This is a genomic window from Actinomyces radicidentis (assembly GCF_001553565.1).
Classification (GTDB): Bacteria; Actinomycetota; Actinomycetes; order Actinomycetales; family Actinomycetaceae; genus Actinomyces; species Actinomyces radicidentis.
Map to the genome: position 1 here is coordinate 2935990 of NZ_CP014228.1, position 26674 is coordinate 2962663.

Below are 26674 nucleotides of genomic sequence, written 5' to 3' on the forward strand. Positions count from 1 at the left end.
CGCCTCAGCGGTAGAGCGGGCCGAAGGCGGCGCAGGCGCGGAAGTCGGCTCCCTCGAGGTCGCTCGTCCCGAACGGGATCCACGCCTTGGGCCGCATGATGTGCTCGCGTGGCACGTTGTGCATGTAGACCGGGATGCGGAGCATCGAGGCCAGCGTGATGAGGTCGGCGCCGAAGTGGCCGTATCCGGTGGCGGTGTGGTTGGCGCCCCAGTGGGCCATCCAGTCGTAGACGGAGGTGAAGGCGCCCTCACCGGTGATCCGCGGCACGAAGAAGGTTGTCGGCCAGGTCGGGTCGGTGCGGTCCTCGATCTGGTGCCGGACCTCCTCGGGCAGCTCGACGGTCCAGCCCTCCGAGATCTGGAGGACGGGGCCCTGCCCCGCGACGAAGTTGAGGCGAGTGGCCGTCACAGGCATCCCGCCAGCGGTGGCGAAGTGCGTCGAGAAGCCACCGCCCGGGAAGTACTCCTTGGTCGCGGCGTGGAAGGTGGTCGCGGCGAGGTCGTTGGCGATGTCCTCGTCGGTGATCTCCCACCAGTGCTTGATGATGGCTTTGCCGTCCTCGTCCTTCTCCTGACCGGTCGCGTTGAGGGTCGTCGCGCCGGAGTTGCGCAGGTCGATGAAGCCGTCGGCGGCGTGTCCCTCGAGGGTGTAGCCGGTCACGCGCTTGACGGACTCCGGGCTCCAGTAGGTGCGCACGTCGCTGAAGAGCTGGGGGCGCTGGGTGAGGACCGAGTTGAAGAGCATGGCTAGGCCGTTACCGGCGTCGCCCTCAGTGGCGAAGACCTTCTCCTGGCGCTTGCCGTTCCAGTCGAAGGTGGTGTTGAGGAGGGTCTCCATGATGTCGCCGTTGGGCTTGTAGTCCGTCCACTGCCGCTGGCCCTGGAACCCGGCGGCGATGGCGTCGTGGCCACCCGCCTCCTCGGCGAAGCCGAGCTCGGCCAGGCGCGGGTTGCCCTCCATGAGGTCGCGGCCGATGAGGAGCATCTTGATGCAGTAGTCGAACTGCTCGTCGTACTCCTCCTGCGAGACGCGGTTGGCCTCGGGGTTGTGGTTCTCGCCGATCGTGAGGTGCTCTCGGGCCCACGCGACGGCCTTCTCGTACTCCTCCTGGTCGTAGATCCCCTGAGCGATGCGGCGGTCGATCTCGATCATGTCGATGTACTCCGCGCGCATGCCAAGGTAGTCGACCAGGAACTGCTCGGGAGCGCGGCACCCGGCGATACCCATGGAGACGGTGCCGATCGACAGGTAGCTGCGTCCCTTCATGAGGCCGACGGCGAGGGCGGCGCGCACGTAGCGCAGGATGTTCTCGACGACATCGTCCGTGAGCCCGGAGTCGTCCGCGTCCTGGACCTCGTGGCCGTAGATCCCGAAGCAGGGGATGCCGAGCTGGTTGTAGGCGGCGGCCGCGGCGGCCAGCGTGACGGCGCCGGGGCGCTCCGTGCCGTTGAAGCCCCAGACGGCGTGGGGGATGCTCGCGTCGAGATCGAGGACCTCCGTGATGTAGTTCCACGAGGCCGTGACCGTGAGGTCGGCGCAGACGTTCTCGGTGCGGAACTGCTCCTTGCAGCCGTTGGCCTCGGCGACGCCGCCGATCGTCGTGTCGGAGATGACGGTGCGCACGGGCGTGCCGTCCGGGTAGGTGACGTTCGCGGCGATGAGCTCGGCGACGTCGTGCGCGAGGCGCATGGTCTTGTCCTCGAGGGACTCACGGACCCCACGACGACGGCCGTCGATGAGGGGGCGGATGCCGATGGCCGGGTAGGTGGTGGCAACTGACATGGTGCTGAACCTTTCTGGGCGTCGATGACCAGGACTCACCGGGATGTGAGCGCACACAAATTATCTGCACATCATCTCTTCCACAGTCAAGCATCTAGGGATAGCAACTCTCTTCGTGGGAACTGTGGACGTGAGAGCGCAAACATGCGACCATAGGCGAGCCGGCAACGATGCCGCGCACGGCCCACGTGAAAGGAAAGCCGATGCTCCTGGAAGACGCCCGACGCCAGATCTCCGACGCCTGCTCCCACCTCGCCACCGACGGGCTGGTCGTCGGCACCGCGGGCAACCTGTCGATCCGGGCGGACGACCTCGTCGCCGTCACTCCATCGGGCCTGCCCTACGAGGACATGCGGCCCGATCTCGTCTCCGTCGTCGAGTACGCGACGGGCACCCAGGTCGACGGGCCCCTCAAGCCTGCCAGTGAGCTAGGCCTGCACCTGACGACGATGCGCGTGACCGGCCAGCCCTCGGTCATCCACACCCACTCCTACGCCGCCACAGCCGTGGCCTCACTCGAGGGCGTGACGGCCCTGCCCGCCGTCCACTACTACATCTCGATGTTCGGTGGCCCGGACGTGCGAGTGGCGGACTACGCCATCTACGGCTCCGAGGAGCTGGCTGAGAACGTCGCCCGCGCCCTCAAGGGACGCACCGCCGCCCTCATGAGCAACCACGGCTCCGTCGTGGCCGGCCCCGACCTGCGCTCGACGTACACCCTGGTCCAGGAGCTGGAGTGGGTGTGCGAACTCTACCTGCGCACCCGCACCGTCGGCGCGCCAAGGATCCTTTCCGACGAGCAGATCGACGCCGTCGCACGGAAGATCCGTGACACGGGCTACGGCCAGTCGGCGCCCACTGCGGACAAGGCGTAGGTCCGCCGGCAGGCGCGCCGTCGTCACGCCCGCTGTACCCCAATCCACGCCTCGACGACGACGGGCCGGGGCGCCGCGGCCGCCTCGGGGCGGACGTCGGGGCCGCAGGAGCGGGTGCCGATGCCGTGGTGGAGAGCGTCGAGGTGGAGCCACAGGCGCTCGTCGCGCTTCAGCTCCTCGACGTGCTCGGCGGCGGTGAGGTTCTCCGGGCTCCAGGGGCTCAACGAGAAGGAGGTCGGCAGACCGACCGGGACGAGGACCATGGCGCGCAGGCCCGGGCCGTCGAGCCAGAGGCTGCGCAGGCCGGTGCGGGTGCCGCCCTCCTGCGGGCGGACCGGCTGCTGCCAGAGCTCCTCGACCTCGCCGGTGAAGACGCCGTGTCGCAGCGCCCCGGTGAGGTCCGCGTAGGAGGGGGCGGGGCCGGTGCCGGTCCAGGTGGCGCGGCTGAGCGTGGCGGGCAGGCCCAGGCGCACGCCGAGGCGCGGCAGGACGGGAGGCAGCGGGCCGACCGGGACGATGCTCGTGCGCAGGCGCGCTCCCCCGCGCTCGGGGGTGACGCGGGTGGTGACGTCGAGGCGCCAGGCGGCGTTGGGGGCGGAGGCGCGGCTCGTGACGACGGCCGAGGTGACGGGGGCGCCGTCGGGGCCGGTGCTCGTCTCGAGGCGGGTGCCGACGTGCCTCTCGGTGAGGAGGTTCAGGCGCGCCTCCCGCCAGCGGTCGGCGGAGGAGGGCATGCCCCAGCCGCTGGCGCCGCCGCCGATTCCGAGGTCGCCGGGTGCCGGCGGCCTCGTCCAGTACTCGACGGGGCCGTGCCCCTCGTCGTTGTCCGTGGGGGCGCGCCACGCGGTGACGTCGGGACCGGCGAGCGCGACGCCGCCGAGGCTGAGGCTGCGGCCGTCGGCGCCGAGGACGAGCCCGTCGCCGAGGTCGAGGGCGCCGCCGGCGAGGCGGGCCGCGGTGCCCTCAGCGGATCCGGGCTCCACGACGCTGACGCGCGGGACGGCGGGCGCCGTGACGGGTCCCGTCTCGATGCTCGTCTCACGGGTCGACAGCACGCGCAGCCCATGGTCGTCGCGGCCCACCTGGGGCAGGAGCGCCGCGCCCGTGGCCGGGTCGACCTGGACGGGGCCGTCGTCGGAGGCGCCCGGAACGACCGGGTCGAGGACGGCGGCGAGGACGTGGACGGCCTCCCCACCGGCCCGCTCGCGCAGCTCCGCGATCGCCTCGGCGAGTCCCTCGACGGCGACGAGCCGGGAGTCCCCCGGCGTGATCACGGGCAGCGGGGTGCGCAGGACCCGCACGCCGTCGCCGGCGTTCTCGACGAGGGCCTGGACCACGAGGAGCAGCCGGTCCGTGGTGCGCGTGTGGAAGCGGTTCTCGACGAGCACCGTGCCGACCGCGCCGGGGGCGTCGGGTGAGTCGAGCCGGTCGAGCACCGGGGTGGCGACGACGGGTGCGACGGCGTTGGCCCAGGCGGTCGTGCCGGCGCTGGGCGCGGAGGTCGCGGAGACCATGCCGTCGCAGACGAAGCTCCCGTCGTGGACGGCCTCCCCGAAGTCGCCGCCGTAGCGCAGGGCGCCACCGGCCTCCGGGCGCGGGTCGACGAGGGCGTGGTCGCGCCACTCCCACACGAAGCCGCCGAGGTGGCGCGGGTTGGGCAGGACCTGGGCCGTGTAGCCCTCGATGCCGCCGGGGCCGGTGCCCATGGCGTGGAGGTACTCGCACATGACGTAGGGAAGGGTGCGGACGTGGGCGGCCTGCGCCGGTGTCAGCCGCGAGGCGGGGTAGCCGGGGCAGGCGATCGGCGTGGCGGCAGGAGCGCCGACGACGTCGCGGGAGGGGGCGCCGACGACGGCGTCGACCTCCTCGAGCGTCGGGTACATGCGGGAGCTCAGGTCCGTGTAGGCGCCGGCGAAGTCGGACTCGTAGTGGATCGGGCGGCGCGGGTCGCGCGCGCGGATCCAGGCGCTCATGGCAGCGAGGTTCCGCCCCGTGCCGGACTCGTTGCCGAGCGACCAGAAAACGATGGAGGGGTGGTTCTTGTCGCGCTCGACCATGCGGCGGGCGCGGTCGAGGAGGGCCCCGGTCCAGGCGGGGTCGTCGGCGGGGTTACCCTCCCAGCCGGCCGTCTCGAAGGCGTGGGTCTCCAGGTCGCACTCCTCCATGACCCAGAAGCCGAGCTCGTCGGCGAGCTCGAGGACGCGCGGGTGCGGCGGGTAGTGGGAGGTGCGGATGGCGTTGACGTTGTGGGCCTTCATGAGGGCCAGGTCGGCACGGACCCACGCCTCGTCGAGGACGCGGCCGCGGCGGGCGCTCACCTCGTGGCGGTTGACGCCGGCGAGGACGAGGCGGCGGCCGTTGGCGCGGACCTGCCCGTCGACGACCTCGACGCGACGGAATCCGACCCGGGCGCGCACGGTCTCGCCTGCCGCCTCGACGGCGAGACCGTAGAGGCGGGGCTCCTCGGCGCTCCAGGGCTCGACGGCGGGCAGGTCGAGGCGGGCTGTGCCGGGACGGTCGAGGACGGTGCGTGCGTCGAGCTCGGGGAGGCGGACGGTGACGGGGAAGGCGACCGCGGGGGCGTCGACGTCGACTTCGAGGACGCCGGCGCCGGTGGCCGGGTCGTAGTCGGCGCGTGCGAAGAGGTCGTCGACACGGCCGGCGAGGCGGTGCAGGAGGGTGACGTCGCGGAAGATGCCGGGCAGCCACCACTGGTCCTGGTCCTCGACGTAGGTGCCGGGCGACCACTGCGAGACGCGGATCGCGAGCGTGTTCTCGCCGGGGTGGAGGACGCCGGTGAGGTCGAGCTCGGTGGCGAGGCGGGAGCCCTGGGTGGTGCCGATCCAGGTCCCGTTGACCCACACGGAGGCGAAGGACTCGACGCCATCGAGGCGCAGGACGTCGAGCGCGCCCTCCTCGCCGATCCCCCAGTCCTCGGGGACGTCGACGGTGCGGACGTGGTCCGCCGTCGGGTTCGCGTCGGGAACGAACGGCGGGTCCAGCGGGATGGGCAGCTGGACGTTGGTGTAGATCGGCAGCCCGCGCTCGCCGTCGCCGGTGAGGACCCACGTGGCGGGCAGCTCGATGGTGCTCCAGGGGCCGAGGGCGTCGTCGTCCGTGTCGAAGACCGGCTCGACGGGGGCGCCGTCGGGACCGGTGCCCTCGGGCTGGGCGGTGGTGTGGAGGCGGAAGGCCCAGGTGCCGTCGAGGCTCAGCGACGGCGCGTCCGAGCCCGGGGTCCAGGCGCGCGGCGGGAGGTGGCGACCGCGCCCGGGACCGGGGACGAGGGGCAGGGCCCAGTCGGGGCGGTCCGGGGTGGCCTTCGGCGCGATCGTGGCGTGGGTCATCGGCGGCTCTCCTCGGGCTGCGGGCGTCCTTGCACGGAGAAGCCTATGACGGCCTCCGCTAGGGTCGGGGCCATGACGAGGATCGTGGCCGGGGTCGCCGGCGGACGCAGGATCGACGTGCCCCGCTCGGGCACGCGCCCCACCTCCGAGCGCGTCCGGGAGGCCCTCTTCGGCCGCCTCGAGCACTACGGGGTCGTCGACGGCGCCCGTGTCCTCGACCTGTGCGCCGGCTCCGGTGCCCTCGGGCTGGAGGCCGCGAGCCGCGGCGCCACGGACGTCACCCTCGTGGACGCCGCCCGCTCCGCCGCCCAGGTCTGCCAGGCGAACACGCGGGCGCTGGGCCTCAAGGGCGTCCGCACCGTGACGGCGAAGGTCGCGACCTTCCTCGCCGGCCCCGCCGGCGCCCCGGTCGACCTCGTCCTCATCGACCCGCCCTACGACGTCGACGAGGCGGGCATCGTCGCCATGCTCGAGCCGCTCGCGCGCACGCAGGACCCGTGGCTCGCACCGGGCGCCGTCATCGCCCTGGAGCGCTCGACCCGGTCCCCTGAGCCGAGCTGGCCGAAGGGCCTGCGGCGCTTCAGCGAGAAGAAGTACGGGGAGACGGCTGTCTGGTTCGCCGAGCCGGACGCCGAGGACGCTGACGACGCCCCTGCGGACGACCAGGTCTGAGCGACCGGAGTCCCTCCCGTCTCAGGCCCGCTCGAGGTAGGCCTGGGACTCCTCGTCGAGGCGGTCGGCGATGGCGGCGGCGAGGTCGCGGTGCTCGGTGAGCCCCGGGTCGTACGCGACGACGGCCTCGGCCTCCTGCCGCGCCCGCTCGATGAGCCGACCGTCCTTGGTGACCCGCAGGAGGGTCAGGTCGCTGCGGCGCCCCGACTGGGCGGCTCCGAGGACGTTGCCCTCGCTGCGCAGCTCGAGGTCCGCCTCGGCGAGCCTGAAGCCGTCGGTGGTCTCGGCGAAGGCCTTGAGGCGGTGGAAGGCGGGCGATCCGACCTCGACTCCCGTGACCGCCATGCAGATGCTGGGGCGCGAGCCTCGCCCGACTCGGCCGCGCAGCTGGTGGAGCTGGGACAGGCCGAAGCGGTCGGCGTCGAGGATGACCATCATCGTGGCCGCGGGGACGTCGACGCCGACCTCGATGACGGTGGTCGCGAGCAGGATCGGGGTCTCCCCCGAGGCGAAGGTCGCCATGGCGGCGTCCTTCTCCGCCTGGCTCATGCGACCGGTGACGGTGGCGACGGCGAGGCCCGCGAGCGCGGGCTCGGCGGCGAGCCTCTGCTCCCACTCGGTGACGGCCGCGAGGGGACGGGCAGGGGCGTCACCCTCAGCGAGGGCGTCGAGGAGGTCGTCGGGCAGGTCCTCTCCCCCGTCCTCAGCGCCCTCAGCGAGCCCTGGCTGTGTCTCCTCGGTGACGTCGATGCGGGGGCAGACGACGTAGACGCGACCGCCGGCGGCGACCTCCTGGGCGGCGCGGCGCCACACGCCGTCGACCCAGGCCTGACGCTCCCAGGGCACGAGGTGCGTCTCGACGTGGCTGCGGCCGGCGGGGAGCTCGTCGAGGACGCTCGTCTCGAGGTCCCCGAAGACCGTCATCGCGATGGTGCGCGGGATCGGGGTGGCAGTCATGACGAGGAGGTGCGGCGTGCGCGGCTCGGAGGCTGCCGGGTCGTCGGGGCGAGCGCCGGGGTCGCGGGCGTCGCCGCGCTCGCGCAGGGCGTCACGCTGGGCGACGCCGAAGCGGTGCTGCTCGTCGACGACGACGAGCCCGAGGAAGGGGATCTGCACCGTGTCGGACAGCAGGGCGTGGGTGCCGACGACGATGGCGGGCTCGCCGCCGGCGAGGGCGGCGAGGACGTCTCGGCGCTGGGCGGCCGGGGTGGAGCCGGTGAGGAGGTGCACGCGCGTGGCGCGCTCGGAGTCGGCGAGGGCGCTGCCGAGCAGCCCGGCCTGGCCGAGGGGCCCGAGGAGGGCCTCGAGGCTGGCTCGGTGCTGGGCGGCTAGGACCTCGGTGGGGGCGAGGAGCGCCGCCTGCCCGCCGGCGCCGACCACCTGCAGCATGGCGCGCAGGGCGACGAGGGTCTTGCCGCTTCCGACGTCGCCCTGGAGGAGGCGCTGCATGGGGACCGTGGAGGCGAGCGCCGCGGCGAGCTCGTCGCCGACGCGCCGCTGCCCCGCGGTGAGCTCGTACGGGAGGGAGGCGTCCAGGTCCGCGCGCAGGGAGCCGGTGGCCTCGGGGACGGGCCAGGCGACGGCGGTGCGGCTGGCCTCGTGGGCGGCGCGGCGCTGGGCGAGGGCGGCCTGGAGGACGAAGGCCTCCTCGTGACGGAGGCGGTCCCGGCCCGCGCGCCACTGCTCGGCGTCCTGGGGGACGTGCACGTAGCGGTAGGCGGTGAGGGCGTCGACGAGGTGGTTGGCCTCGCGGACCTCGACGGGCAGGGGCTCGGGGACGTCGCCCGGGCCGAGCTGGTCGAGGACCACCTGGACGGCCTTGGCGACGCGCCAGGACGGCAGGGCCTCGGTGGCCGGGTAGACCGGCATGGGGCGGGCGACGAGGGCCTCGCGCTCGGCCTCGTCGAGCTCGTCGAGGACCTGGAAGCGGGGGTTCGCGAGCTGGGTGCGTCCGTGGTGGGAGCCGACCTTGCCGGACATGAGGACGGTGGTGCCGGGGCTCAGCTGCTCGGCCTGGTGGGCGAGGAGGCCGACGGCGCCGAAGAGGACGACGTCCATGGTGCCGGCGCCGTCGGTGACGGTGGCCTCGAGGATGGCGGGTGGGCGACCGGACCGGGTGCGTCGGGTGGAGCAGCGCACGACCTGCGCCTGGATGGTGGCCTGCTCGCCCTCGACGAGGGTGCGCAGGTCGGTGAGGTCGCCCCAGGTGTCGTAGCGGCGGGGCAGGAGGCGGAGGAGCTGGCCGGCGGTCTCGACGCCCTGCTTGGCGAGCTGGTCGGCGGTGCGCTTGCCGAGGACCTTGGCGAGCGGCCGGTCCAGGAGGGGGACGGAGCCGCGGGGCGCGGGTGCGGCGGGGCTGGTGCGGGGCATGTCGCGGTGGGCTCGCTGCTACTCGACGGCGATGAGGACGTCGGGGGCGGCCTGGCCACCGGCGTGGACGACGACCTCGACGGCGTCGGCCTCACCGAGGACCTCCTCGCCGAAGCGGGCGGCGGCGTCGGAGACGAGGGCTCCGACGTCGGGCAGGGAGTCGCGGCCGAGGATGACGGTGAGGAGCTCGTCCTCGGGGCGCAGGATCTCGCCGACGGCGCGGGCGGCGGCGTCGGGGTCGGCTGCGGAGCCGGTGAGGGCGGTGGTGCGCAGGACGGCGGCGGCGTCCCAGGCGCGGCGCGAGAGGTCGGAGAGGTCCTCGGTCTCGCCGTGCCCGGCGACGGCGACGGCGGCGGCGAGGACGCGGGCCTCGTCGTCGGTGTCGGCGACGAGGAGGCGGGTGCCGGCGGCCGCCTGGCCGGAGGGCTGGGCGTCGTCGACGCTGCGGGCGCCGCCGGGCCCGCGGACGGTGGAGACGGCGGAGCGGGCGGCGAGGAAGCGGGCGGCCTCGTGGGCCTGGGCGGTGGAGGCTGCGTCGCAGGGCAGCACGAGGGCCTCGGGCAGGCCGAGGTCGCCGGCGGCGCGGACGATGCCCTCGCGCTCGGGGTCGAGGACGACGACGGCGCCGGTGCGGGCGAGCTGCTCGAGGAGGCCGGGTGCGCGGGTGCAGGCGATGACGCCGGTGCCGCGACGGCGGGCGTCCTGGTGGGGTCGGGCACTGCTGGCCTGGCCCAGCTGGGACGGGTGGACGCGGCGGGCGCTCTCGCGCTCGGCGGCGCGGCGCTGCTCGCGTCGGGCGGCGAGACGCTCGAAGGAGACGACGCGGCCATCGTCGGCGCCGGTGGTGCCCGCCCAGGGCAGGGGCGGCTCGTCGGCCTCCCAACCGGTGGCCACGGCGAGGGCCGTGGGATGAAGGTGGTGGACGCAGACCTGCCTGGCTCGGCCGACGGTCGGCAGGGCGGCGCGCGGGGTGTCGGTGTGGACGTGGACCTGGAAGAGGCCGACGCCGAGCGCGTCAGGGGTGCCGACGACGCCGACGGAGTCGCCGATGGCCTCGAGGCGGGCGCGCAGCTCGCGGGCCTGAGAGGCGGTGGCCTCGAGGAGGTACATGACCTCGAACTCGCCCTGGGAGGCGTCCTCGGCCGAGACTCGGTCCTCGCCCGCGTGGGTGACGCCGCCGGCGGCGAGGTCGGCGAGCATCTGCCGGGCGACCTGCGTGAAGGGCGCGGGCAGGGAACCGGCGTCCTGCCCGAGGGCGGGGTCGGGCAGGCTGGCGGACTCGACGGCGTCGGTGAGGCTCGTGAGCAGCAGCATGAGGGCCGCGCCGCCGGCGTCGACGGGCCCGTGGCCGAGGCCGGCGGTCTCGACGACGCTCTCCTGGGCGCCGAGCGCGGCGGAAGAAGCGATGAGGCCGATCGTGGCTGGCCGGGAGGCGGCGGCCTCCTCCAGGCTCGTGCGCGCGGCGGCCGCGGCGTCGTGGGCGACGGTGAGGAGGGTGCCGGTGACCGGGCGGGACACTGCCGCCCAGGTGGTGGCGGCCATGCGCTCGTAGACGTGGACGAGCTCGACGGGGCGCAGGCGGGCGGGGTCGGGGGCCTCAGCGGCGACGTCGGAGACGGCGGCGAGGGCCTGGGAGACGAGGAGGCCGGAGTTGCCCCGGGCCCCGCGCACGGCGCCGTCGGCGACGGCGCGGGCCGCCTGGGAGAGGTCGGCGCGGGCGGGCAGGAGGTCGAGGGCGTCGGCGGCCCAGCGCAGGGTGAGCCAGACGTTGGAGCCGGTGTCCGAGTCGGGGACGGGGAAGACGTTGAGGGAGTCGACGAGGCCGCGGGTGGCTCCGGCGGTGTGCTCGGCCATGCGGATCCAGCGGCGCAGGAGGGTCGCGTCGAGGGCGGCCTGGGGCGCGGGTGTCGGTGTCACGTGCCCTCCCCTGCTGTGCTGCACCACCGGGGGCGACCCGGTGCGTCGGCGGGTCCGGTGCCGTTCCCGACGCGGGGACGAGGACCCGTGCGGCCAGGGTACCCTGGCGCGGCCGCGCTCTCCTGCGGGGGCGGGCCCGCTGTGGACGCGGGGGCCTCCTCCGGACGGTGCGGCCCCCGTGTGCCTCAGCCCACGCCCGACCCGCTTGGGGCGAGGTACCGCCGTCGGCTATTGTGTTCGGGTTGCTCGGGACGGTTGTCCCTGGGCGGTGGACCTGGCGCCGGACCGGATGGTTCGAGCGTTGAAGCAAGAAGATTTCAGGAGTGAACCGTGGCTGCTGTGTGCGACGTCTGCGGCAAGGGCCCCATCTTCGGCAAGAGCGTCTCGCACTCCCACGTGCGGACCAACCGCCGGTGGAACCCCAACATCCAGCGTGTGCGTGCTCTCGTGAACGGCGCCCCCAAGCGCCTCAACGTGTGCACGTCCTGCCTCAAGGCCGGCAAGGTCACGCGCAACGTCTGAGCGCGTACCCGCCGATCAGGCACTGGAGGGCCGTCACCCGAGAGGGTGGCGGCCTTCGTCGTGTCGGTCAAGCGTCGAGAGCGCCCATACGAGCCCCGAGTGAGACGACTTGGACCCTCCCAGCCTCAAGCCAGGAGGGCCCAGTCATCCATCGCGGAGCGGAGCCGCTCAGCGACCGAGGTGACGAGCCATCGCCGCGTAGCGGTAGGAAAAGATCCGTTCGCTGGCCCGCGCATCGGGTGCGACGTTCTCGGCCCCGTGGAAAAGGCCGGGAGTCAGGTGCAGCTCAACCGGCACGCCAGCCGCGCTCAGCCGAGCTGCGAGAGCAAGATCCTCGTCCCGGAAGAGGTCGAGCTCGCCGACATCGAGGTACACGGGCGAGAGGCCCCTGAGCTGATCGACTGACGCGCGCGCCGGAGCGGCGTAGATCGAGGGATCCTGTCCGTCCAGATACCACCCCCAGCCCTCGACGTTGTTCGCACGGCTCCACACGCCGGCACCGTGCCGAATAACCTGGTACGACGACGGCGTGCTCGAGGTGTCGTCAATCATCGGATACAGGGCCTGCACGAAGCAAACGGATGGTCCACCCTCATCACGGGAGCGGAGGGCAGCACCGAGCACGAGCCCTCCTCCGGCGCTCCCGCCGTAGAGGGCGATCCGCGCAGGATCGACGCGAAGGGCACAGGCCTCGTTGGCGAGCCACCTGAGCCCAACCATCACGTCGTCGAGCCCCGCAGGGAATGGATGCTCAGGTGCAAGCCGGTAGTCGACGGAGACGCAGACAGCATCGTTCCGGTCCGCGATCCCAGCAAAGATCGTGTGCTCGGACTCGATGGTCCCCGCCCACATACCACCCCCGTGCACACACAGCACGGCGGGCCGCTCGTGCTCACCGGTGCGGGGCTGATAAACGCGGAGCCGCACCTCACGTCCTGGATCTGGCGAGGGCACCCAGACGTCGTGCCAGGTAACACGTTCAGCAACCCACTCCGGTTCAGGTAGGAAGGTCGTTGCCTGTGCAGCACGTCGACCTTCCGCGTCTAGATCGTCGATCGACGATGGAACCAATGTCTCGAAGGCATCCAGAGCTGCGCGATACGCGGGATCTAGGTGGGCATCGAACCACTCCGGCCCAGCGACGGCGCTCACTGGACACCCCGCGCGTGCCGTGCGATGAAGTTGACGATCTCAGACTCCACCAGGTCGCGGTCGGAAACGTTGGTCCAACCATGGTCAGCCGTCGGGCTGACGGTCAGGTCCGCCTGATCACCGTAGACATCGAGGTACCGGCGCACGTACTCGACCGGGATGAAGTCCTTCTCACCATGAAGCAGCCGAACGGGTCCCTGGAATCCCCTGGCCGCCTCGAAGAGATCGATGTCCTTCGAGGCCTCGACGATCGCCGGCCCGAGGCGGTGCCCGTAGAAGTCGAGGTATCCCTGCTCATCGATGACGAACAGAGGCATGCCCTGGAGCTTCCCGCCGCGGATCTCGTCCGCGAACGAGCACGCCGTTGACATGAGACTGAGGCTGCGGACCTGGTCCGGCCGAAGAGCGGCGACGATCGTCGCGACGACCGCTCCGAGGCTGATTCCCATCAGGTGGACATCCTGAGGGTCCATCTCCTTGAGCGACCGGGCGTAATCGAGGATGTGCTCGACGTCGTCAACGTCCCGCTGCACCGTCACATCGAAGAATGAGCCGTCGGACTCGCCCTGGCCCGTTCGATCAACCGCGAGGGCGGCGACACCCTTCTCTGCGAGTGCTCGACCAATATCGGGGAGCAAGCCCCCCTCCCACCGCGTCCCCCCGAAGCCGTGGCACAGGACCGCGACGGGCCTCGGCTCTCCTGTCTCTGGGAGATATGCGGTACCTCGAAGGATTCCGGAACTCCCCTGGATCTCGACGTACTGCTGGTGCATGAAGATCTCTCCTTACTATTTCTCAGACCTGGACGGAGCATCAGCCCCTCACACTTCGGCGGGCACCGCAGTCTCACTCAGCGACTCGGGCTCAGCCTCAACGTCGAACACCGTGCCACGCACGTTGCGGAACCCGAGATAGCCGACGAGGAATCCGACCCCGACTACGACGGACAGCACGCCATAAAGCACCCGAGCATTCATCCCCAGGAGCGTCGGCGTGAAGATCGCGAGAATCGCGGCCGCAAACCGAGCGACCGAGTAGACGACTCCCTGAGCGGTGGACCGAAGCAGTGTCGGAAACGACTCCTGCGTCCAGACCTTCATGATGATCTCGTAGCAGAACGCACCTGCGAACGTAGAGAGGACAAGCGACGTGATCACTGTGACCGGAGTGAAACCGAGCAGTGCGGGAATTGCGTTCGACGCCACAACCCCAAGCGAGCCTGCGACGTAGTACCGAATGCGCTTGGGCGTATCAGCGATCTTCATGAACCACAGCGCCCCGATGATCGCAGCAGGCAACGCCAGCATCGAGACGCTCGAGTAGCTCTGCACCGACATGCCGGCAAGGTTGACAGCCACATAGGTCGAGAACTGACCGGCCACCAGCACAGCAATAGTCGCAAGCGTGTAGTACGTGAGGAGGATCCATAGCGGACGGACGTACTCGCCCGTCAGGAGATCGCGGACGGAACTGTGCCGGGCTCGGACGGTGAGGGCTCCGCGCTCCGACTCGGCGCGAGCCTGACGCCACGCAGTGGACTCAGGCACAGTCAGCCGGAGGAGGAGCCCTACCACGGCCGAAGCACACGCCACGCCGAAGATGATCCGGCCGCCGACGATTCCAAGGCCCCCGAAGAGGATCCCACAACCGATTGCCGTTGTAATACCCAGCGTCCCGAGCAGGTTCGAGAAGGTGACGAGCCGCGCACGATTGTCGTCGCTCGCTGCCTCCGAGATCGTCGCAAGCGCGACCGGTAGGTCCGCGCCCGTGCCCACTCCGAACAAGATGAAGCTCAGCACGAGGGCAGGGAAACTGGTCGACCACGCAGCCAGACCGGTACCGACCGCAATGAGAACCATCGTCAGCAGAAAGATGGTGCGTCGACCGAAACGGTCGCCTAGACGCCCACCGGTGAGCGCCCCGATCGCCAGCGCGATCGTCGAGAGCGAGGTGAGGACACCAACGTTGCTCGGAGTGATGGCTCCGGCAGATTGGTAGAGGACGAGGGCGGTGCCGAAGCCCATGATGGCGACCTGATCGACGAAGGTTGCCATTCCGGCCGCGAACGCGACCCACCACGGGGAAGGCGTCCTGATTGCTGATGAGGTCATGAGTCATCGCCCCTTCGCGATACCACTGCACTTGCACGAGCGCTAACTGGTGTTAGCGCCCCCAATGTAGACTTGACATGGCCGTGCGTCAACACCTGTTAGCACACATCCACACGGAGGCGACCCCGATGTCGAGATCTCAACGAGTCACCCAGGCGCAGGTCGCCGCCAGGGCGGGTGTCTCCCGCACCATCGCCTCGTTCGTCCTCAACGGTCGTAAGGACCAACGTGTTGCCCCCGCCACAGCCCAACGAGTCCTCGAGGCCGCCGCCGAGCTGGGTTACCGTCCCAATGTCATCGCGACCATCCTTCGCACGGGCGAGTCCGGCACTATTGCGCTCATCTCGGACTACATCACCACGACGGCCGGTGCTAACGGTCTGGTCAAAGGCGTCATCGACGGGGCGCATTCCAAAGGCACTCTTCTCTTCACAACAGAGACACTCGGTGACTCCAGCCTCGAGCAGCAGCTGATCGCGAATCTCATCGACCGCCAGGTGGACGGCTTCATCTACGCCTCGATGTTCACTCGTGAGGTCGTGGTGCCAGAGGTACTTCTGAAGGAGCCGACTGTTCTCCTCAACTGTCTCGACACGCGCCAGCGGCTACCCTCAGTGCTCCCCGACGAGGAAGGCGCTGGCCGTGATGCAGCCGACCTTCTCATTAAGGCCGGCCGGGCTGACGACATCGCTTTCATCGGTGTCCTCCCGGGCGGTGCGGTGGCGAGTACCCAATGGCAGGGCACCAAGCCGCTCGCCCTCAGCCGACGACTCGCGGGGCTGACGGATCGCCTCAGTCGCGCTGGCGGCTCGATGACGATGGATCCGATTGACGCTCCGGCTTGGGACGCACCGACGGGGCGGCGAGCCATGAGCGCAGTGCTCACCGCTGGGCGGAGGCCGACCGCCGTCGTATGTGCGAATGATGCGCTCGCTCTCGGCGGGTACCAGGCGATAGCCGAGGCCGGACTGCGGATCCCGGACGACATCAGCGTCGTCTCATTCGATGGCTCAGAGCTCTCGTCATGGATGCATCCGGAACTCACCTCGCTGACGCTGCCGCACTTGGCGATGGGGCGATCCGCGGTCCGTCTGCTCCTCGCGGGTGAGGATTCTCCGGAAGCCACGATGAACGAGACGCTCCTCATGCCGATGCCCGTGCGCAAGGGGGCCTCTATCTAGCACTGAGTGGCCTGGCGCCTCAACGGTCAGGCGCTGAAGTGGTCCCAGCCGACGGAGCCCTCCCAGGGGCGGCCGCCGACGACGACTCCAGGGCCGCCCTCCCCCGGCTCACTGACGCGGCCGATGACGGCGGCGCCCTGCGGGAGGCTCCCGACGGCGTCGGCGGGGACGGTGGCGAGCATGCCGTGGTCCTCTCCGCCGGTCAGGACCCAGCGGCGGGCGCGCGCCCGGGCAGCGTCGTCGTCGGTCTCGAGGAGACCGGCGACGGGCGCGAGGGCGAGGAGGTCGGCGTGGAGCGGCGAGCCCGGGTCGGCCGGGTCGTCGACGTCGATGAGGACGCCGGAGGCGCGGGCGATGCGACCGGCGTCCCGCAGGAGCGAGTCGGAGACGTCCATCATCGCGGTGGCTCCGGCGCCCGCGAGCGCGGGGCCGGCCGCGAGCGGCGGCCGCGGAGCGCGGAAGAGGTCCTCGCAACGGCGCGCGGTGTCGGCGGCGCTCACGGATCCAGGCTGCGAGGCCGTCCCACTTCCACCGGCCGCACCCGTAGCAGGACCGCCGGGCTCGGGCTCCCAGCCGGCGGCGAGCAGCTCGTAGCCGGCGAGCGAGCGCCCTGGGGCGCCGACGTGGACGAGGAGGTTCCCCGGACGCGCGCCGGAGCGCAGAACGGGGGCGCGCCCTTCGAGGTCCCCGTGGACGGTGACGGCGAGGACGAGGGACTCCCCGCCGGACAGGTCGCCCCCGACGACGCCGGCGCCGACCGGAGCGCAGGCCTCGGCGAGCCCCCGGGCGAGGTCCTGCACCCAGGCGACCGGGGTCGTGCCCGGCAGGACGAGGCTCATGACGAGGGCGGTCGGCCTCGCGCCCATCGCGGCGGCGTCTGCGAGGTTCTGGGCGGCGGCGCGGGCGCCGATCTCGCGGGCGCTCGACCAGTCGGTGCGGAAGTGGTGGCCCTCCACCAGGACGTCCGTGCTGACGGCGTAGCGCCCGTCCGGGGCGGCGAGGACGGCGCAGTCGTCGCCGTTGCCGACGAGGGCGTGGTCAGAGCCCGGCAGGAGCGGGGTGAAGGCGGCGAGCAGCGCCTCCTCGGACAGGTCCGAGACGACGGCGTCGGCGGGGTCGGCTCCGGGAGCCCCGGTCCCGGCGGCTCCCCGAGCGGTGCCCACTGCGGCGCTCTCCTCCACGGCACTCACGACTGCCTCAGCGGTTGACGCCGAGCGGGCGCTCGAGGGCCAGCTCGATGAGCTCGGTGACGAGCTCGGTGTAGCCCATGCCGGAGACCTGCCACATGTAGGGGTACATGGAGAAGGGCGTGAAGCCGGGCATCGTGTTGACCTCGTTGACGACGGCCTCGCCGCGCGGGGTGAGGAAGAAGTCGACGCGGGTGAGGCCCTCGCCGCCGATGGCCTCGAAGGCGCGGGCGGCGGTGGTCATGAGGAGCTCACGCTCCTCGGGGGTGATGCGCGCCGGGCAGACCATCTGGACGGCGTCGTGCGCGAGGTACTTGGTCTCGTAGTCGTAGAACTCGCCGGCGCCGTGGTCGGCGTCCATGGCGATCTCGCCGGGCTCGGCCACGCGCGGCGCGTCGTCGCCGTGGCCGCCGAGGACAGCGACCTCGACCTCGCGGCCCACGACGCCGGACTCGACGAGGACCTTGGGGTCGACGGCGCGGGCGGTCTCGATGGCGGCCTCGAGGTCCTCGGGGCGCTCCACCTTGGTGATGCCGAGGGAGGAGCCGGCGCGGGCGGGCTTGACGAAGAGCGGGTAGTCCAGGGAGGCGCAGGCGTCGAGGACGAGCTCGCGGTCGCGGTGCCACTGGTGGGGGCCGACGACGACGTGCGGCGCGGTGGGGATGCCGGCGGCGTTGAGGAGGACCTTGGTGACCTGCTTGTCCATGCCGGCGGCGGAGGCGAGGACGCCGCAGCCGACGTAGGGCAGGTCGAGCATCTCGAGCATGCCCTGGATGGTGCCGTCCTCGCCGTAGGGACCGTGGAGGAGCGGGAGGACGACGTCGACGGTGCCGAGGATGCTCGGACCGGTCGGGGTGAGGGCGGTGAGCGCGCCGCCGCCGAGCTTCATGGTGAGCTCGCCGCGGCCGAGGCCCTCGGCGGTGATCTCGACGGGGGCGCCGTCGGTGAGCTCGAGCGGGGCCGGGTCGTCGTCGACGACGACCCACTGGCCCTTCTTGGTGATGCCGACGGGGACGACGTCGTAGCGGTCGCGGTCGATGGCGGACAGGATGCCGGCGGCGGTGGCGCAGGAGATGGTGTGCTCGCCGGAGCGGCCGCCGAAGACGACGGCGACGCGGGTGCGGCGGGGAGCGGGAGCGCCCTCCTGGCGCTCGGGGACGGTCACGGGGGTGCTCGCGCCACGCGGCGCCGAGGTCTCAGACATGCGGCCAACGCTACCGCCGCACCGGATACGCTGAGGCAACGTCCCCCGCGGGTCGGCGCCGACGCCGACCGGGGAGGCGAGTCAGGAACCCCACGTCCCCAGGAGCCCCCGATGCGACGCCAGCGCAGCACGTTCCACCCCTCCCCCGCGATCCGCCGTGCGGCCGCACTCTCCGCGGCCACCGCCCTGTCCCTCGGCCTCGCGGCCTGCGGGGGCGGCGGGTCGGCCTCGAGCAGCGCCGCCTCCACCGGCTCCGGGGCGACGACGGCCGCGGCCACCGCCGCCGGGTCCTCGAGTGCCGCGGGCTCCGCCGCCGCGACGTCGGCCGGGAGCACCGAGGCGAGCTCCGGCACGCCCGCGCCGCTCACGAAGGCGGACGACGCCGCCGCGGCCACCTCTGCCCCCACGGACGACGAGGTGTGGGGCGGTCTGGGCGCCGTGCAGGGGATGGACCCGCAGGGCTCGGACAGCGCCGGGGTGGAGACCGACCTGCGCTTCGGGCGCCATGACGGCTACGACCGGATCGTCGTCGAGACGAGCGGCGAGGGCACGCTGGGCTACCGGGCCGAGTTCGTCGACGAGGCCGCGACCCTCGGCAAGGGGGACGCGATCAGCCTCACCGGCGGCGCCTACCTCCTCCAGGTCATCGGGACGAACACGCAGATGCCCGTGACCGAGGACCTCCAGAAGGTCGCCTACACCGACCTCGGCGTCCACGACGTCGACGGCACGTGGACCAAGCAGGTCTACCTGGACGGCACCTTCGAGGACCAGTTCCAGGTGGTCATCGCCACCGACGCGCGCCAGTACCGGGTCACGACGCTGACGAACCCGACCCGCCTGGTCATCGACCTGCGCGACCCGTCCTGAGGGCGCGCCCGCGCGAAGCCCGCCCGCCGCACGGGGTCTCACGTCGAGCGCGTCCCCGAGCACGGGTCCGACCTCGCCCTCAGACGCTATGGGGGTGCGCGAGGCCGTCGTGGTCTTGTGGGCCAGGGCCTCGCGTATGCAACCTTCGTGGATCACCACCGAGGCGGTCGTTAGGGGACCGCTGCGGGGTGCCGACATGCATAGGAGACCCTGGTGATTACTGAGCGTACAAGCCTGGGGCTGGACGTTCACGCCCGCAGCGTGAGCGCCGCCGCCATCGATACCCTCACCGGCGAGGTGATCCAACGCCGCCTGGACGGCGAGTACAGCCACACCATCGACCTGGCCTCACGCCTGGCCGCCGAGCACGGACCACTGCTGATCACCTACGAGGCAGGCCCCACCGGCTTCGGACTGGCCCGCGAGCTGACCGCCGCGGGCCACCGGGTGCAGGTCGCCGCACCCTCGAAGCTGGCCCGCCCCGCCGGACAGCGGGTCAAGACCGACCGCACCGACGCGATGTTCCTGGCCGAGTGCGCCCTGAACGGCACGATCACGCCCGTGCGCATCCCTACCCTGGCCCAGGAGGGCGCCCGCGACCTGGTGCGATCCCGCGACGACGCCCGCACCGACCTCATGGCCGCCCGCCACCGCCTGTCCAAGATGCTGCTGCGCCGCGGATGGGTCTACCCCGGCAAGACCACCTGGGGACCCGCCCACGACGCTTGGCTGCGCGCACTGCGCCGCGAGGACGTCCCCGCCCTGGGCGCCGGCGCCACCGCGGCCTTCGACGACGCCTACGACACCGTCACCCACACCCTGGCACGACGCGACCGCCTCGATACCGCCATCGCCGCCCTGGCCGCCGACAGTGAGTTCACCCCCGTCACCGCCCGCCTGTCCTGCCTGAGAGGCATCTCCACACTGACCGGCTTCGCCCTCGCCGTCGAGATCGGCGACTGGCACCGCTTCACCGGCGCGACCATCGCCTCCTACCTCGGACTGGTCCCCTGCGAGCACTCCTCGGGCCAGACCCGCACCCAGGGCGGCATCACCAAGACCGGCAACACCCACGCCCGACGTCTCCTGACCGAAGCCGCCTGGCAGCACAAGAGCCCCTACCGCCCCGGCCCCGCCCTGCGAGCCGCATGGGCCAAGGTCCCCGGGGACGTCGCCACCCGGGCCGACACCGGCAACAGGCGCCTGAACAGGCGCTGGCAGACCCTGGCCAGCCACCACAAACGTCACACGATCGCCAACACCGCCATCGCCCGGGAGCTCGCAGGCTGGTGCTGGTCCCTGGCCGTCATGGACCACTAGAACCCCCGCAGACCGCGCTGACCGGCACCACCAGGGCCCAGAGGGGAAGCAGCGTGAGGAGGACACCGGCGATTCGACTGTGAGCACCCCCAAGGGCACGCTCGACCTCAGACAAGCCAGCTCCTCCCACCGAAACCAGCGTCATGCGGCACACAGACCCGCGCATATCAGACTGACCACGCGTCAACACCAGACACGCCACCCCCACCCCACCGGCCAACGCCGAAGAGGGGGCACCCACCGGCCAGTGGATGCCCCCTCTTCACCCTGCCACTTGACAGGAAACCCCTACATATCAGTCGAGGGTGGCGCCGTGGACGCCCTCGGTCTTACGGGGGCGGGAGAGCAGGGCGTCGGTGATCTCGTCGACGCTGGCGGCGCCCTCGACCACGGCGACGACGCCCGCGGTGATGGGCATCTCGATGCCGTGGGCGGTGGCGAGGTCGAGGACCGCGCGGGCCGAGCGGGCGCCCTCGGCGACGCCGCGCGAGGCGGCCGCGGCCTCCTCCACGCTCATGCCCTCGCCGAGGTGACGCCCGAAGGTCTGGTTGCGGCTCAGCGGCGAGGAGCAGGTGGCGACGAGGTCGCCCATGCCGGCCAGGCCCGCGAAGGTCTCCGGGCTGGCGCCGAGGGCGAGGCCGAGGCGGGTGATCTCGACGAGGCCGCGGGTGATGATCGTGGCCTTGGAGTTGTCGCCGAAGCCGCATCCGACGGCGCAGCCCACGGCAAGGGCGATGACGTTCTTGACGGCGCCGCACAGCTCGACGCCGAGGACGTCGGCGTTGGTGTAGGGCCGGAAGGTGCTCGTCGCGCAGGCGGCGGCGACGCGGGCGGCGAGCTCCTGGTCGCGGGCGGCGACGACGGTGGCGGTGGGCTGCCCGGCGGCGATCTCGTCGGCGAGGTTGGGACCGGAGACGACGGCGACCCGCTGCTCGGGCAGGGCGAGCGCCTCGCCGAGGACCTGGCTCATGCGCAGCCCGGTGCCGAGCTCGACGCCCTTCATGAGGGAGACGGCGTCGGCGCCGTCGGCGAGGCCCCCGGCCAGCGGCGTCAGGACGCCCCGGGCGGACTGCGAGGGCACGGCGACGACGACGAGGCCGGCGCCGTCCACGGCGGCGGCCATGTCCGTGGTGCCGGTGACCGCCTCGGGCAGGCGGCGTCCGGGAACGTAGCGCTCGTTGGTGCCGAACGTGATCTCGCGGGCGACCTCCTCGCGGCGCGCCCACACGGTGGTGGGGATGCCGACCTCTCCGAGGAGGCAGGCGAAGGTGGTGCCCCAGGCGCCCGAGCCGATGACAGCGGCGCGCTCGAAGGGCAGGGGCTGCCCGGATGAGGTCGGGGCCGACGTCGTCCTCTCCGCGGCGGCGCTCACGCGGGCTGCCCCGGCTCGTCGGCGGCGACGTCGGGGCCGACGGGCGGCTCGTCCTCGTCGCGTGCCGGAGCCGCGCCGGTGGCGGCGTCGGGGGCGGTCTCCCCCGTCCTCGGGTCGGGGCGGCGGGTGCCGAGGCGGCCCTTGCCGGGGTCGCCGTCGTACTTCATGTCGAAGGGGCGGGGCGCCTTCTGCCCACGGATCTCCTCGACGAGGGCGGTGATGGCCCGCATGATCTCGGCGGTGCAGGCGCGCACGGCCTCCTTGTCCTCGACGTCGGAGCCGCAGCGGGTGAGGTCGAGGGGCTCGCCGATGCGGACCTCGACGTCCTTGCGCGGGAAGGGCCTGAAGCTCTTGTTGTAGGTGTCGAGGATCTCGTGGGCGCCCCACTGCCCCATCGGCAGCACGGGGACGCCGGTGCGCATGGCGAGGCGGGCGGCGCCCGTCTTGCCGGTCATGGGCCAGCGCAGCGGGTCCCGGGACAGGGTGCCCTCGGGGAAGATCATGATCGGGTCGCCCAGGGCCAGACGGCGCTCGGCCTCGACGAGGGCGTCGCCGGCCTTGGCGGTGCCGCGGTAGACGGGGATCTGACCGCCGGCCTTGAAGACGTGCCCGAGGACGGGGGCGTCGTAGAGGCCGGACTTGATGAGGGAGTAGATCGGGACGTCCTCGTCGACGAGGGCGCGCATGGCGGTGAGGGAGTCCAGGTCGGAGAGGTGGTTCGCGACGGCGATGAAGCCGCGGTCCCTCGGGATGTTCTCCGCGCCCGTGACGTGCTGGCGGCTCACGCCCTTGAGGAAGGGGATGATCGCGCCGCGGGCGGCGAAGCGGTAGAAGGGGGTCATGCGTCGAGTGGCCACCGCACCAGGGTAGCCGCCGGGCCCCGGACGCGACGACGCCGCCGCACCGGCGGGCGCGACGGCATCGGCCGTGAGCGCGGGGAGGGCTCCCCGCGGGAGGGCTCAGGCGAGGCGCGTGACGTCCGCGTCGAGGGCCTGGAGCTTGCCCATGAAGTTCTCGTAGCCGCGGTCGATGAGGTTGACGCCCTCGACACGGCTGGTGCCCTCGGCCGCCAGGGCCGCGATGAGGTGGGAGAAGCCGCCGCGCAGGTCCGGCACGACGATGTCGGCGCCGTGCAGCGGCGTCGGGCCCGAGATGACGGCCGAGTGGTAGAAGTTGCGCTGCCCGAAGCGGCAGGCGGTACCGCCGAGGCACTCGCGGTAGACCTGGATCTGGGCACCCATCTTGTTGAGGGCCCGGGTGAAGCCGAAGCGGTTCTCGTAGACCGTCTCGTGGACGATCGAGAGGCCCTCGGCCTGGGTGAGGGCGACGACGAGCGGCTGCTGCCAGTCCGTCATGAAGCCGGGGTGGACGTTGGTCTCGACGACGGCGGGCTTGAGGTCGCCGCCCGGGTGCCAGAAGCGGATGCCGTCGTCGCGCACGTCGAAGGCGCCGCCGACCTTGCGGAAGACGTTGAGGAAGGTCGTCATGTCGCTCTGGTGGGCGCCGCGCACGAGGACGTCGCCGCGGGTGGCCAAGGCCGCGGAGGCCCAGGACGCGGTCTCGATGCGGTCCGGGAGGGCGGCGTGGTTGTAGCCGACGAGCTCGTCGACGCCCTCGACGTGGATGGTGCGGTCCGTGTCGACGGAGATGATCGCGCCCATCTTCTGCAGGACGTCGACGAGGTCCATGATCTCGGGCTCGACGGCGGCGTTGCGCAGCTCGGTGAGGCCCTCGGCCCGCACGGCCGTGAGGAGGGTCTGCTCCGTGGCGCCGACGGACGGGTAGGGCAGCTCGATGACGGTGCCGCGCAGCCCGGTGGGGGCGTTGATGTGGATGCCGGCCTCGAGCTTGTCCACCGTGGCGCCGAACTGGCGCAGGATGTTGAGGTGGAAGTCGATGGGGCGGTCGCCGATGCGGCAGCCGCCGAGGTCGGGGATGAAGGCCTCGCCGAGGCGGTGCAGGAGCGGGCCGCAGAAGAGGATCGGGATGCGCGAGGAGCCGGCGTGGGCGTCGATGTCGGCCATGTGGGCGGTCTCGACGCTGGAGGGGTCGAGTCGCAGGACGCCCTCGGTCTGGTCGTAGTCGATCTCGACCCCGTGCAGCGACAGGAGCCCGGAGACGACGTCGACGTCGCGGATGACGGGGACGTTGCGCAGCACGGAGGGCGTGGTGCCCAGGAGCGCGGCCACCATGGCCTTGGGGACGAGGTTCTTCGCGCCGCGCACGGTGATCTCACCGGTGAGCGGGCGCCCGCCCTGGACCTGGAGCAGACCGTCGACCATGCGTACCTCCCGTGGAGCCGTGGTGCGCGCGGGGTGGGTGGGTCGGCAGGTGCCGGTCCGCGCGCGGCCCCGGGTGCAGGTTCCCAGGGCCGTCCCAGCATAGGGGGACCTCGGTCCGGGTGTCGGCGGCGGACGGCGCGCCGTGGGCGAACGGTCCGTGGCGTGCACCTCAGGTGCGACGCCGCCCCGCCGTCGGCGTACGACGGCGGGGCGGCGGTGCGTCGACCGGGTCGGCCCGGTCGGTTGGCGAGCGGCTGCGGGCTCAGGCTCCCGGGCGGAGCGTCGGCGTGCCGAGCTCGACGGCGCGGGCCGGGACGACCTCGGCGGGCGGCAGGTGCTTGGCTGGCAGGGTGCGCGGCTTGAAGGCCGGACGGGCCTTCTCGTAGGCGGCGATCTCGTCCTCGTGCTGGAGGGTCAGAGAGATGTCGTCGAGGCCCTCCATGAGGGTCCAGCGCACGTAGTCATCGATCTGGAAGGTGGTGCGGAAGCCTCCGGCCGAGACGGTGCGCTCCTCGAGGTCGACGGTCACCTCGGTACCGGGCTCGGTCTCGAGGATCTTCCAGAGCTGCTCGGCGTCCTCCTGGGTGATGACGCCTGCGACGAGGCCCTGCTTGCCCGCGTTGCCGCGGAAGATGTCCGCGAAGCGGGGGGCGAGGACGACCTTGAAGCCGTAGTCCTTGAGGGCCCACACGGCGTGCTCGCGCGAGGAGCCGGTGCCGAAGTCGGGCCCGGCCACGAGCACGCTGGCGCGCTTGTAGGCGTCCTGGTTGAGGATGAAGTCGGCCTCGTTGGCGCGCCAGGCGGCGAAGAGGGCGTCGTCGAAGCCGGTGCGGGTGATGCGCTTGAGGTAGACGGCCGGGATGATCTGGTCGGTGTCGACGGCGCTGCGGCGCAGCGGCGCGCCGACGCCGGTGTGGCGGATGAACTTCTCCATGACTGGGTTCCTTCTCTCCGGCTCAGGCGGCGGGCTCGCGGGCGGGCAGGTCGGCGGGGGTGGACAGCGTCCCACGGACGGCGGTCGCCGCGGCGACGACGGGCGAGACGAGGTGGGTGCGCCCGCCCTTGCCCTGGCGGCCCTCGAAGTTGCGGTTCGAGGTGGAGGCGCTGCGCTCGCCGGGGGCGAGCTTGTCCGGGTTCATCGCCAGGCACATGGAGCAGCCGGCGTTGCGCCACTCGGCGCCGAAGTCCTTGAAGACCCTGTCCAGGCCCTCCTCCTCGGCCTGGATGCGGATGCGGGCGGAGGCGGGGACGACGAGCATGCGCAGGCCCTCGGCCTTGGTGCGGCCCTTGACGACCTCGGCGGCGGCGCGCAGGTCCTCGATGCGACCGTTCGTGCACGAGCCGAGGAAGACGGTGTCGACCTTGATGTCGCGCAGCGGGGTGCCGGGCGTCAGGCCCATGTACTCGATGGCGCGCTCGGCGGCGAGGCGCTGGGTCTCGTCGGCGATCTCCTCGGGGACGGGGACGGAGCCGGAGATGGGCAGGCCCTGGCCGGGGTTGGTGCCCCAGGTGACGTAGGGCTCGATGTCCTTCGCCTCGAGGACGACCGCGGCGTCGAAGACGGCGTCGTCGTCGGTGCGCAGGGAGCGCCAGTACTCGACGGCGGCGTCCCAGTCCTCGCCCTCGGGGGCGTGCGGGCGGCCCTTGAGGTACTCGAAGGTGGTCTCGTCGGGGGCGATCATGCCGGCGCGTGCGCCGCCCTCGATGGACATGTTGCAGATGGTCATGCGGGCCTCCATCGAGAGCTGCTCGATGGCGCGGCCGCGGTACTCGATGACGTGGCCCTGGGCCCCGTTGGTGCCGATCTTGGCGATGATGGCCAGGATGATGTCCTTGGCGCCGGCGCCGGCGGGCAGGTCGCCGTCGATGCGCACGCTCATCGTCTTGAAGGGGGCCATCTGGAGGGTCTGGGTGGCCAGGACGTGCTCGACCTGGCTGGTGCCGATCCCGAAGGCGAGGGCGCCGAAGGCTCCGTGGGTCGAGGTGTGGGAGTCGCCGCAGACGACGGTCATGCCGGGCTGAGTGAGGCCGAGCTGGGGGCCGACGGCGTGGACGATGCCCTGGTCGGCGTCGCCGAGGGAGTGGATGCGCACCCCGAACTCCTCGCAGTTCTTGCGCAGGGTCTCGATCTGGGTGCGGCTGGTGACGTCGGCGATCGGGAGGTCGATGTCGAGCGTCGGGGTGTTGTGGTCCTCGGTGGCGAGGGTGAGGTCGGGGCGGCGGACCTTGCGGCCGGCGAGCCGGAGGCCCTCGAAGGCCTGGGGGCTGGTGACCTCGTGGACGAGGTGGAGGTCGATGTAGAGCAGGTCGGGGGCACCGTCGGTTCCCTGGGAGACGACGTGGTCGCGCCAGACCTTCTCTGCGAGGGTGAGTCCCATCGCTTCGCTTCCTTCTTTCGAGGGGTGCCCGCGCTGCGGGCCTTGCAAGACGGCGTGCGTCCCGCGCCGCTGGGGCGGGGGCCGCGAGGCTGGAGGGGAGGCTACCGACGCCGCCTGCGGGCGGGCCGGCG

20 protein-coding genes are annotated in these 26674 nt (G+C 72.1%); 6 read left to right on the forward strand and 14 right to left on the reverse strand.

Annotation, left to right across the window (positions count from 1 at the left end; translation table 11 throughout):
• Positions 1-4: 4 nt before the first annotated feature.
• Positions 5-1783, reverse strand: a complete 1779-nt coding sequence (locus AXF14_RS12455; RefSeq protein ID WP_067943682.1) for an L-fucose isomerase — start codon at positions 1781-1783, stop codon at positions 5-7.
• 203 nt (positions 1784-1986) lie between these two features.
• Here AXF14_RS12455 and AXF14_RS12460 point away from each other — a divergent pair, with 203 nt between their 5' ends.
• On the forward strand, positions 1987-2658 hold the full coding sequence (locus tag AXF14_RS12460) for a class II aldolase/adducin family protein (RefSeq protein WP_067943684.1): 672 nt from the start codon (positions 1987-1989) through the stop codon (positions 2656-2658).
• A gap of 23 nt (positions 2659-2681) precedes the next feature.
• Here the strand turns inward: AXF14_RS12460 and AXF14_RS12465 are convergent, their stop codons facing one another.
• Positions 2682-6005, reverse strand: a complete 3324-nt coding sequence (locus tag AXF14_RS12465; RefSeq protein ID WP_067943686.1) for a glycoside hydrolase family 2 TIM barrel-domain containing protein — start codon at positions 6003-6005, stop codon at positions 2682-2684.
• A gap of 72 nt (positions 6006-6077) precedes the next feature.
• Here AXF14_RS12465 and rsmD point away from each other — a divergent pair, with 72 nt between their 5' ends.
• Complete coding sequence (gene rsmD, locus AXF14_RS12470) at positions 6078-6677, forward strand: 16S rRNA (guanine(966)-N(2))-methyltransferase RsmD (RefSeq protein WP_084355570.1); 600 nt, start codon at positions 6078-6080, stop codon at positions 6675-6677.
• Between the two features lie 21 nt (positions 6678-6698).
• Here the strand turns inward: rsmD and AXF14_RS12475 are convergent, their stop codons facing one another.
• A complete protein-coding gene (locus tag AXF14_RS12475) occupies positions 6699-9047 on the reverse strand; it encodes an ATP-dependent DNA helicase RecG (protein ID WP_084355571.1) in 2349 nt (782 codons plus the stop codon).
• Positions 9048-9065: 18 nt separating this feature from the next.
• A complete protein-coding gene (locus AXF14_RS12480; RefSeq protein WP_084355722.1) occupies positions 9066-10901 on the reverse strand; it encodes a DAK2 domain-containing protein in 1836 nt (611 codons plus the stop codon).
• 393 nt (positions 10902-11294) lie between these two features.
• Here AXF14_RS12480 and rpmB point away from each other — a divergent pair, with 393 nt between their 5' ends.
• Positions 11295-11486, forward strand: coding sequence for a 50S ribosomal protein L28 (gene rpmB / locus AXF14_RS12485; protein WP_067943690.1), 192 nt, complete (start codon positions 11295-11297; stop codon positions 11484-11486).
• 168 nt (positions 11487-11654) lie between these two features.
• Here the strand turns inward: rpmB and AXF14_RS12490 are convergent, their stop codons facing one another.
• Genes AXF14_RS12490 through AXF14_RS12500 form a run of 3 tightly spaced genes read right to left on the reverse strand, consistent with a single transcriptional unit; the run spans position 11655 to position 14749 of the window.
• The gene (locus AXF14_RS12490) at positions 11655-12638 is read right to left on the reverse strand and encodes an alpha/beta hydrolase (protein WP_067943695.1); all 984 of its coding nucleotides are present in this window, start codon (positions 12636-12638) and stop codon (positions 11655-11657) included.
• Positions 12635-13411 (reverse strand): alpha/beta hydrolase family protein, encoded by a 777-nt coding sequence (locus AXF14_RS12495; protein WP_067943697.1) that lies wholly within the window; start codon positions 13409-13411, stop codon positions 12635-12637. The genes AXF14_RS12490 and AXF14_RS12495 overlap by 4 nt, the downstream gene beginning before the upstream one ends.
• Before the next feature lie 48 nt (positions 13412-13459).
• The gene (locus tag AXF14_RS12500; RefSeq protein WP_067943698.1) at positions 13460-14749 is read right to left on the reverse strand and encodes an MFS transporter; all 1290 of its coding nucleotides are present in this window, start codon (positions 14747-14749) and stop codon (positions 13460-13462) included.
• A gap of 77 nt (positions 14750-14826) precedes the next feature.
• Here AXF14_RS12500 and AXF14_RS12505 point away from each other — a divergent pair, with 77 nt between their 5' ends.
• The gene (locus AXF14_RS12505) at positions 14827-15930 is read left to right on the forward strand and encodes a LacI family DNA-binding transcriptional regulator (RefSeq protein WP_067943700.1); all 1104 of its coding nucleotides are present in this window, start codon (positions 14827-14829) and stop codon (positions 15928-15930) included.
• Positions 15931-15956: 26 nt separating this feature from the next.
• Here AXF14_RS12505 and AXF14_RS12510 read toward each other — a convergent pair whose 3' ends face one another.
• Together AXF14_RS12510 and AXF14_RS12515 are read right to left on the reverse strand one after the other, a co-directional pair.
• Complete coding sequence (locus tag AXF14_RS12510) at positions 15957-17093, reverse strand: thiamine-phosphate kinase (RefSeq protein WP_084355573.1); 1137 nt, start codon at positions 17091-17093, stop codon at positions 15957-15959.
• 34 nt (positions 17094-17127) lie between these two features.
• On the reverse strand, positions 17128-18321 hold the full coding sequence (locus tag AXF14_RS12515; RefSeq protein ID WP_084355574.1) for a D-alanine--D-alanine ligase family protein: 1194 nt from the start codon (positions 18319-18321) through the stop codon (positions 17128-17130).
• A 111-nt stretch (positions 18322-18432) separates the two neighbouring features.
• On the opposite strand from AXF14_RS12515, the gene AXF14_RS12520 reads away from it, so the two are divergent.
• Both AXF14_RS12520 and AXF14_RS12525 read left to right on the forward strand, forming a co-directional pair.
• Positions 18433-19191 (forward strand): AMIN-like domain-containing (lipo)protein, encoded by a 759-nt coding sequence (locus tag AXF14_RS12520; protein ID WP_067943704.1) that lies wholly within the window; start codon positions 18433-18435, stop codon positions 19189-19191.
• Positions 19192-19404: 213 nt separating this feature from the next.
• Positions 19405-20511 (forward strand): IS110 family RNA-guided transposase, encoded by a 1107-nt coding sequence (locus AXF14_RS12525; RefSeq protein ID WP_067939027.1) that lies wholly within the window; start codon positions 19405-19407, stop codon positions 20509-20511.
• A 295-nt stretch (positions 20512-20806) separates the two neighbouring features.
• Here the strand turns inward: AXF14_RS12525 and AXF14_RS12530 are convergent, their stop codons facing one another.
• The 5 genes from AXF14_RS12530 to leuC form a co-directional block, all read right to left on the reverse strand.
• Entirely contained in the window at positions 20807-21829 is a 1023-nt protein-coding gene (locus AXF14_RS12530; RefSeq protein ID WP_067944443.1) for an NAD(P)H-dependent glycerol-3-phosphate dehydrogenase, read from the reverse strand.
• Positions 21830-21879: 50 nt separating this feature from the next.
• Entirely contained in the window at positions 21880-22725 is an 846-nt protein-coding gene (locus AXF14_RS12535; protein ID WP_067943706.1) for a lysophospholipid acyltransferase family protein, read from the reverse strand.
• 117 nt (positions 22726-22842) lie between these two features.
• Positions 22843-24165, reverse strand: coding sequence for a UDP-N-acetylglucosamine 1-carboxyvinyltransferase (gene murA / locus AXF14_RS12540; protein ID WP_067943708.1), 1323 nt, complete (start codon positions 24163-24165; stop codon positions 22843-22845).
• Positions 24166-24427: 262 nt separating this feature from the next.
• Positions 24428-25099: a 3-isopropylmalate dehydratase small subunit gene (gene leuD / locus AXF14_RS12545; protein WP_067943710.1), complete on the reverse strand. Its 672-nt coding sequence runs from the start codon at positions 25097-25099 to the stop codon at positions 24428-24430.
• 22 nt (positions 25100-25121) lie between these two features.
• Positions 25122-26543 (reverse strand): 3-isopropylmalate dehydratase large subunit, encoded by a 1422-nt coding sequence (gene leuC, locus AXF14_RS12550; protein ID WP_067943711.1) that lies wholly within the window; start codon positions 26541-26543, stop codon positions 25122-25124.
• Positions 26544-26674 lie beyond the last annotated feature (131 nt).

Excerpts from the sequence above, each read along its gene's own strand:
- AXF14_RS12465 (WP_067943686.1), bottom strand. The coding sequence starts at position 6,005 with ATGACCCACGCCACGATCGCGCCGAAGGCCACCCCGGACCGCCCCGAC.
- AXF14_RS12515 (WP_084355574.1), bottom strand. The coding sequence starts at position 18,321 with ATGTCTGAGACCTCGGCGCCGCGTGGCGCGAGCACCCCCGTGACCGTC.
- AXF14_RS12475 (WP_084355571.1), bottom strand. The coding sequence starts at position 9,047 with ATGCCCCGCACCAGCCCCGCCGCACCCGCGCCCCGCGGCTCCGTCCCC.
- AXF14_RS12480 (WP_084355722.1), bottom strand. The coding sequence starts at position 10,901 with ATGGCCGAGCACACCGCCGGAGCCACCCGCGGCCTCGTCGACTCCCTC.
- murA (WP_067943708.1), bottom strand. The coding sequence starts at position 24,165 with ATGGTCGACGGTCTGCTCCAGGTCCAGGGCGGGCGCCCGCTCACCGGT.
- rsmD (WP_084355570.1), top strand. The coding sequence starts at position 6,078 with ATGACGAGGATCGTGGCCGGGGTCGCCGGCGGACGCAGGATCGACGTG.
- AXF14_RS12535 (WP_067943706.1), bottom strand. The coding sequence starts at position 22,725 with ATGACCCCCTTCTACCGCTTCGCCGCCCGCGGCGCGATCATCCCCTTC.
- leuC (WP_067943711.1), bottom strand. The coding sequence starts at position 26,543 with ATGGGACTCACCCTCGCAGAGAAGGTCTGGCGCGACCACGTCGTCTCC.
- AXF14_RS12455 (WP_067943682.1), bottom strand. The coding sequence starts at position 1,783 with ATGTCAGTTGCCACCACCTACCCGGCCATCGGCATCCGCCCCCTCATC.
- leuD (WP_067943710.1), bottom strand. The coding sequence starts at position 25,099 with ATGGAGAAGTTCATCCGCCACACCGGCGTCGGCGCGCCGCTGCGCCGC.
- AXF14_RS12460 (WP_067943684.1), top strand. The coding sequence starts at position 1,987 with ATGCTCCTGGAAGACGCCCGACGCCAGATCTCCGACGCCTGCTCCCAC.
- AXF14_RS12520 (WP_067943704.1), top strand. The coding sequence starts at position 18,433 with ATGCGACGCCAGCGCAGCACGTTCCACCCCTCCCCCGCGATCCGCCGT.
- AXF14_RS12505 (WP_067943700.1), top strand. The coding sequence starts at position 14,827 with ATGGCCGTGCGTCAACACCTGTTAGCACACATCCACACGGAGGCGACC.
- AXF14_RS12495 (WP_067943697.1), bottom strand. The coding sequence starts at position 13,411 with ATGCACCAGCAGTACGTCGAGATCCAGGGGAGTTCCGGAATCCTTCGA.
- AXF14_RS12500 (WP_067943698.1), bottom strand. The coding sequence starts at position 14,749 with ATGACCTCATCAGCAATCAGGACGCCTTCCCCGTGGTGGGTCGCGTTC.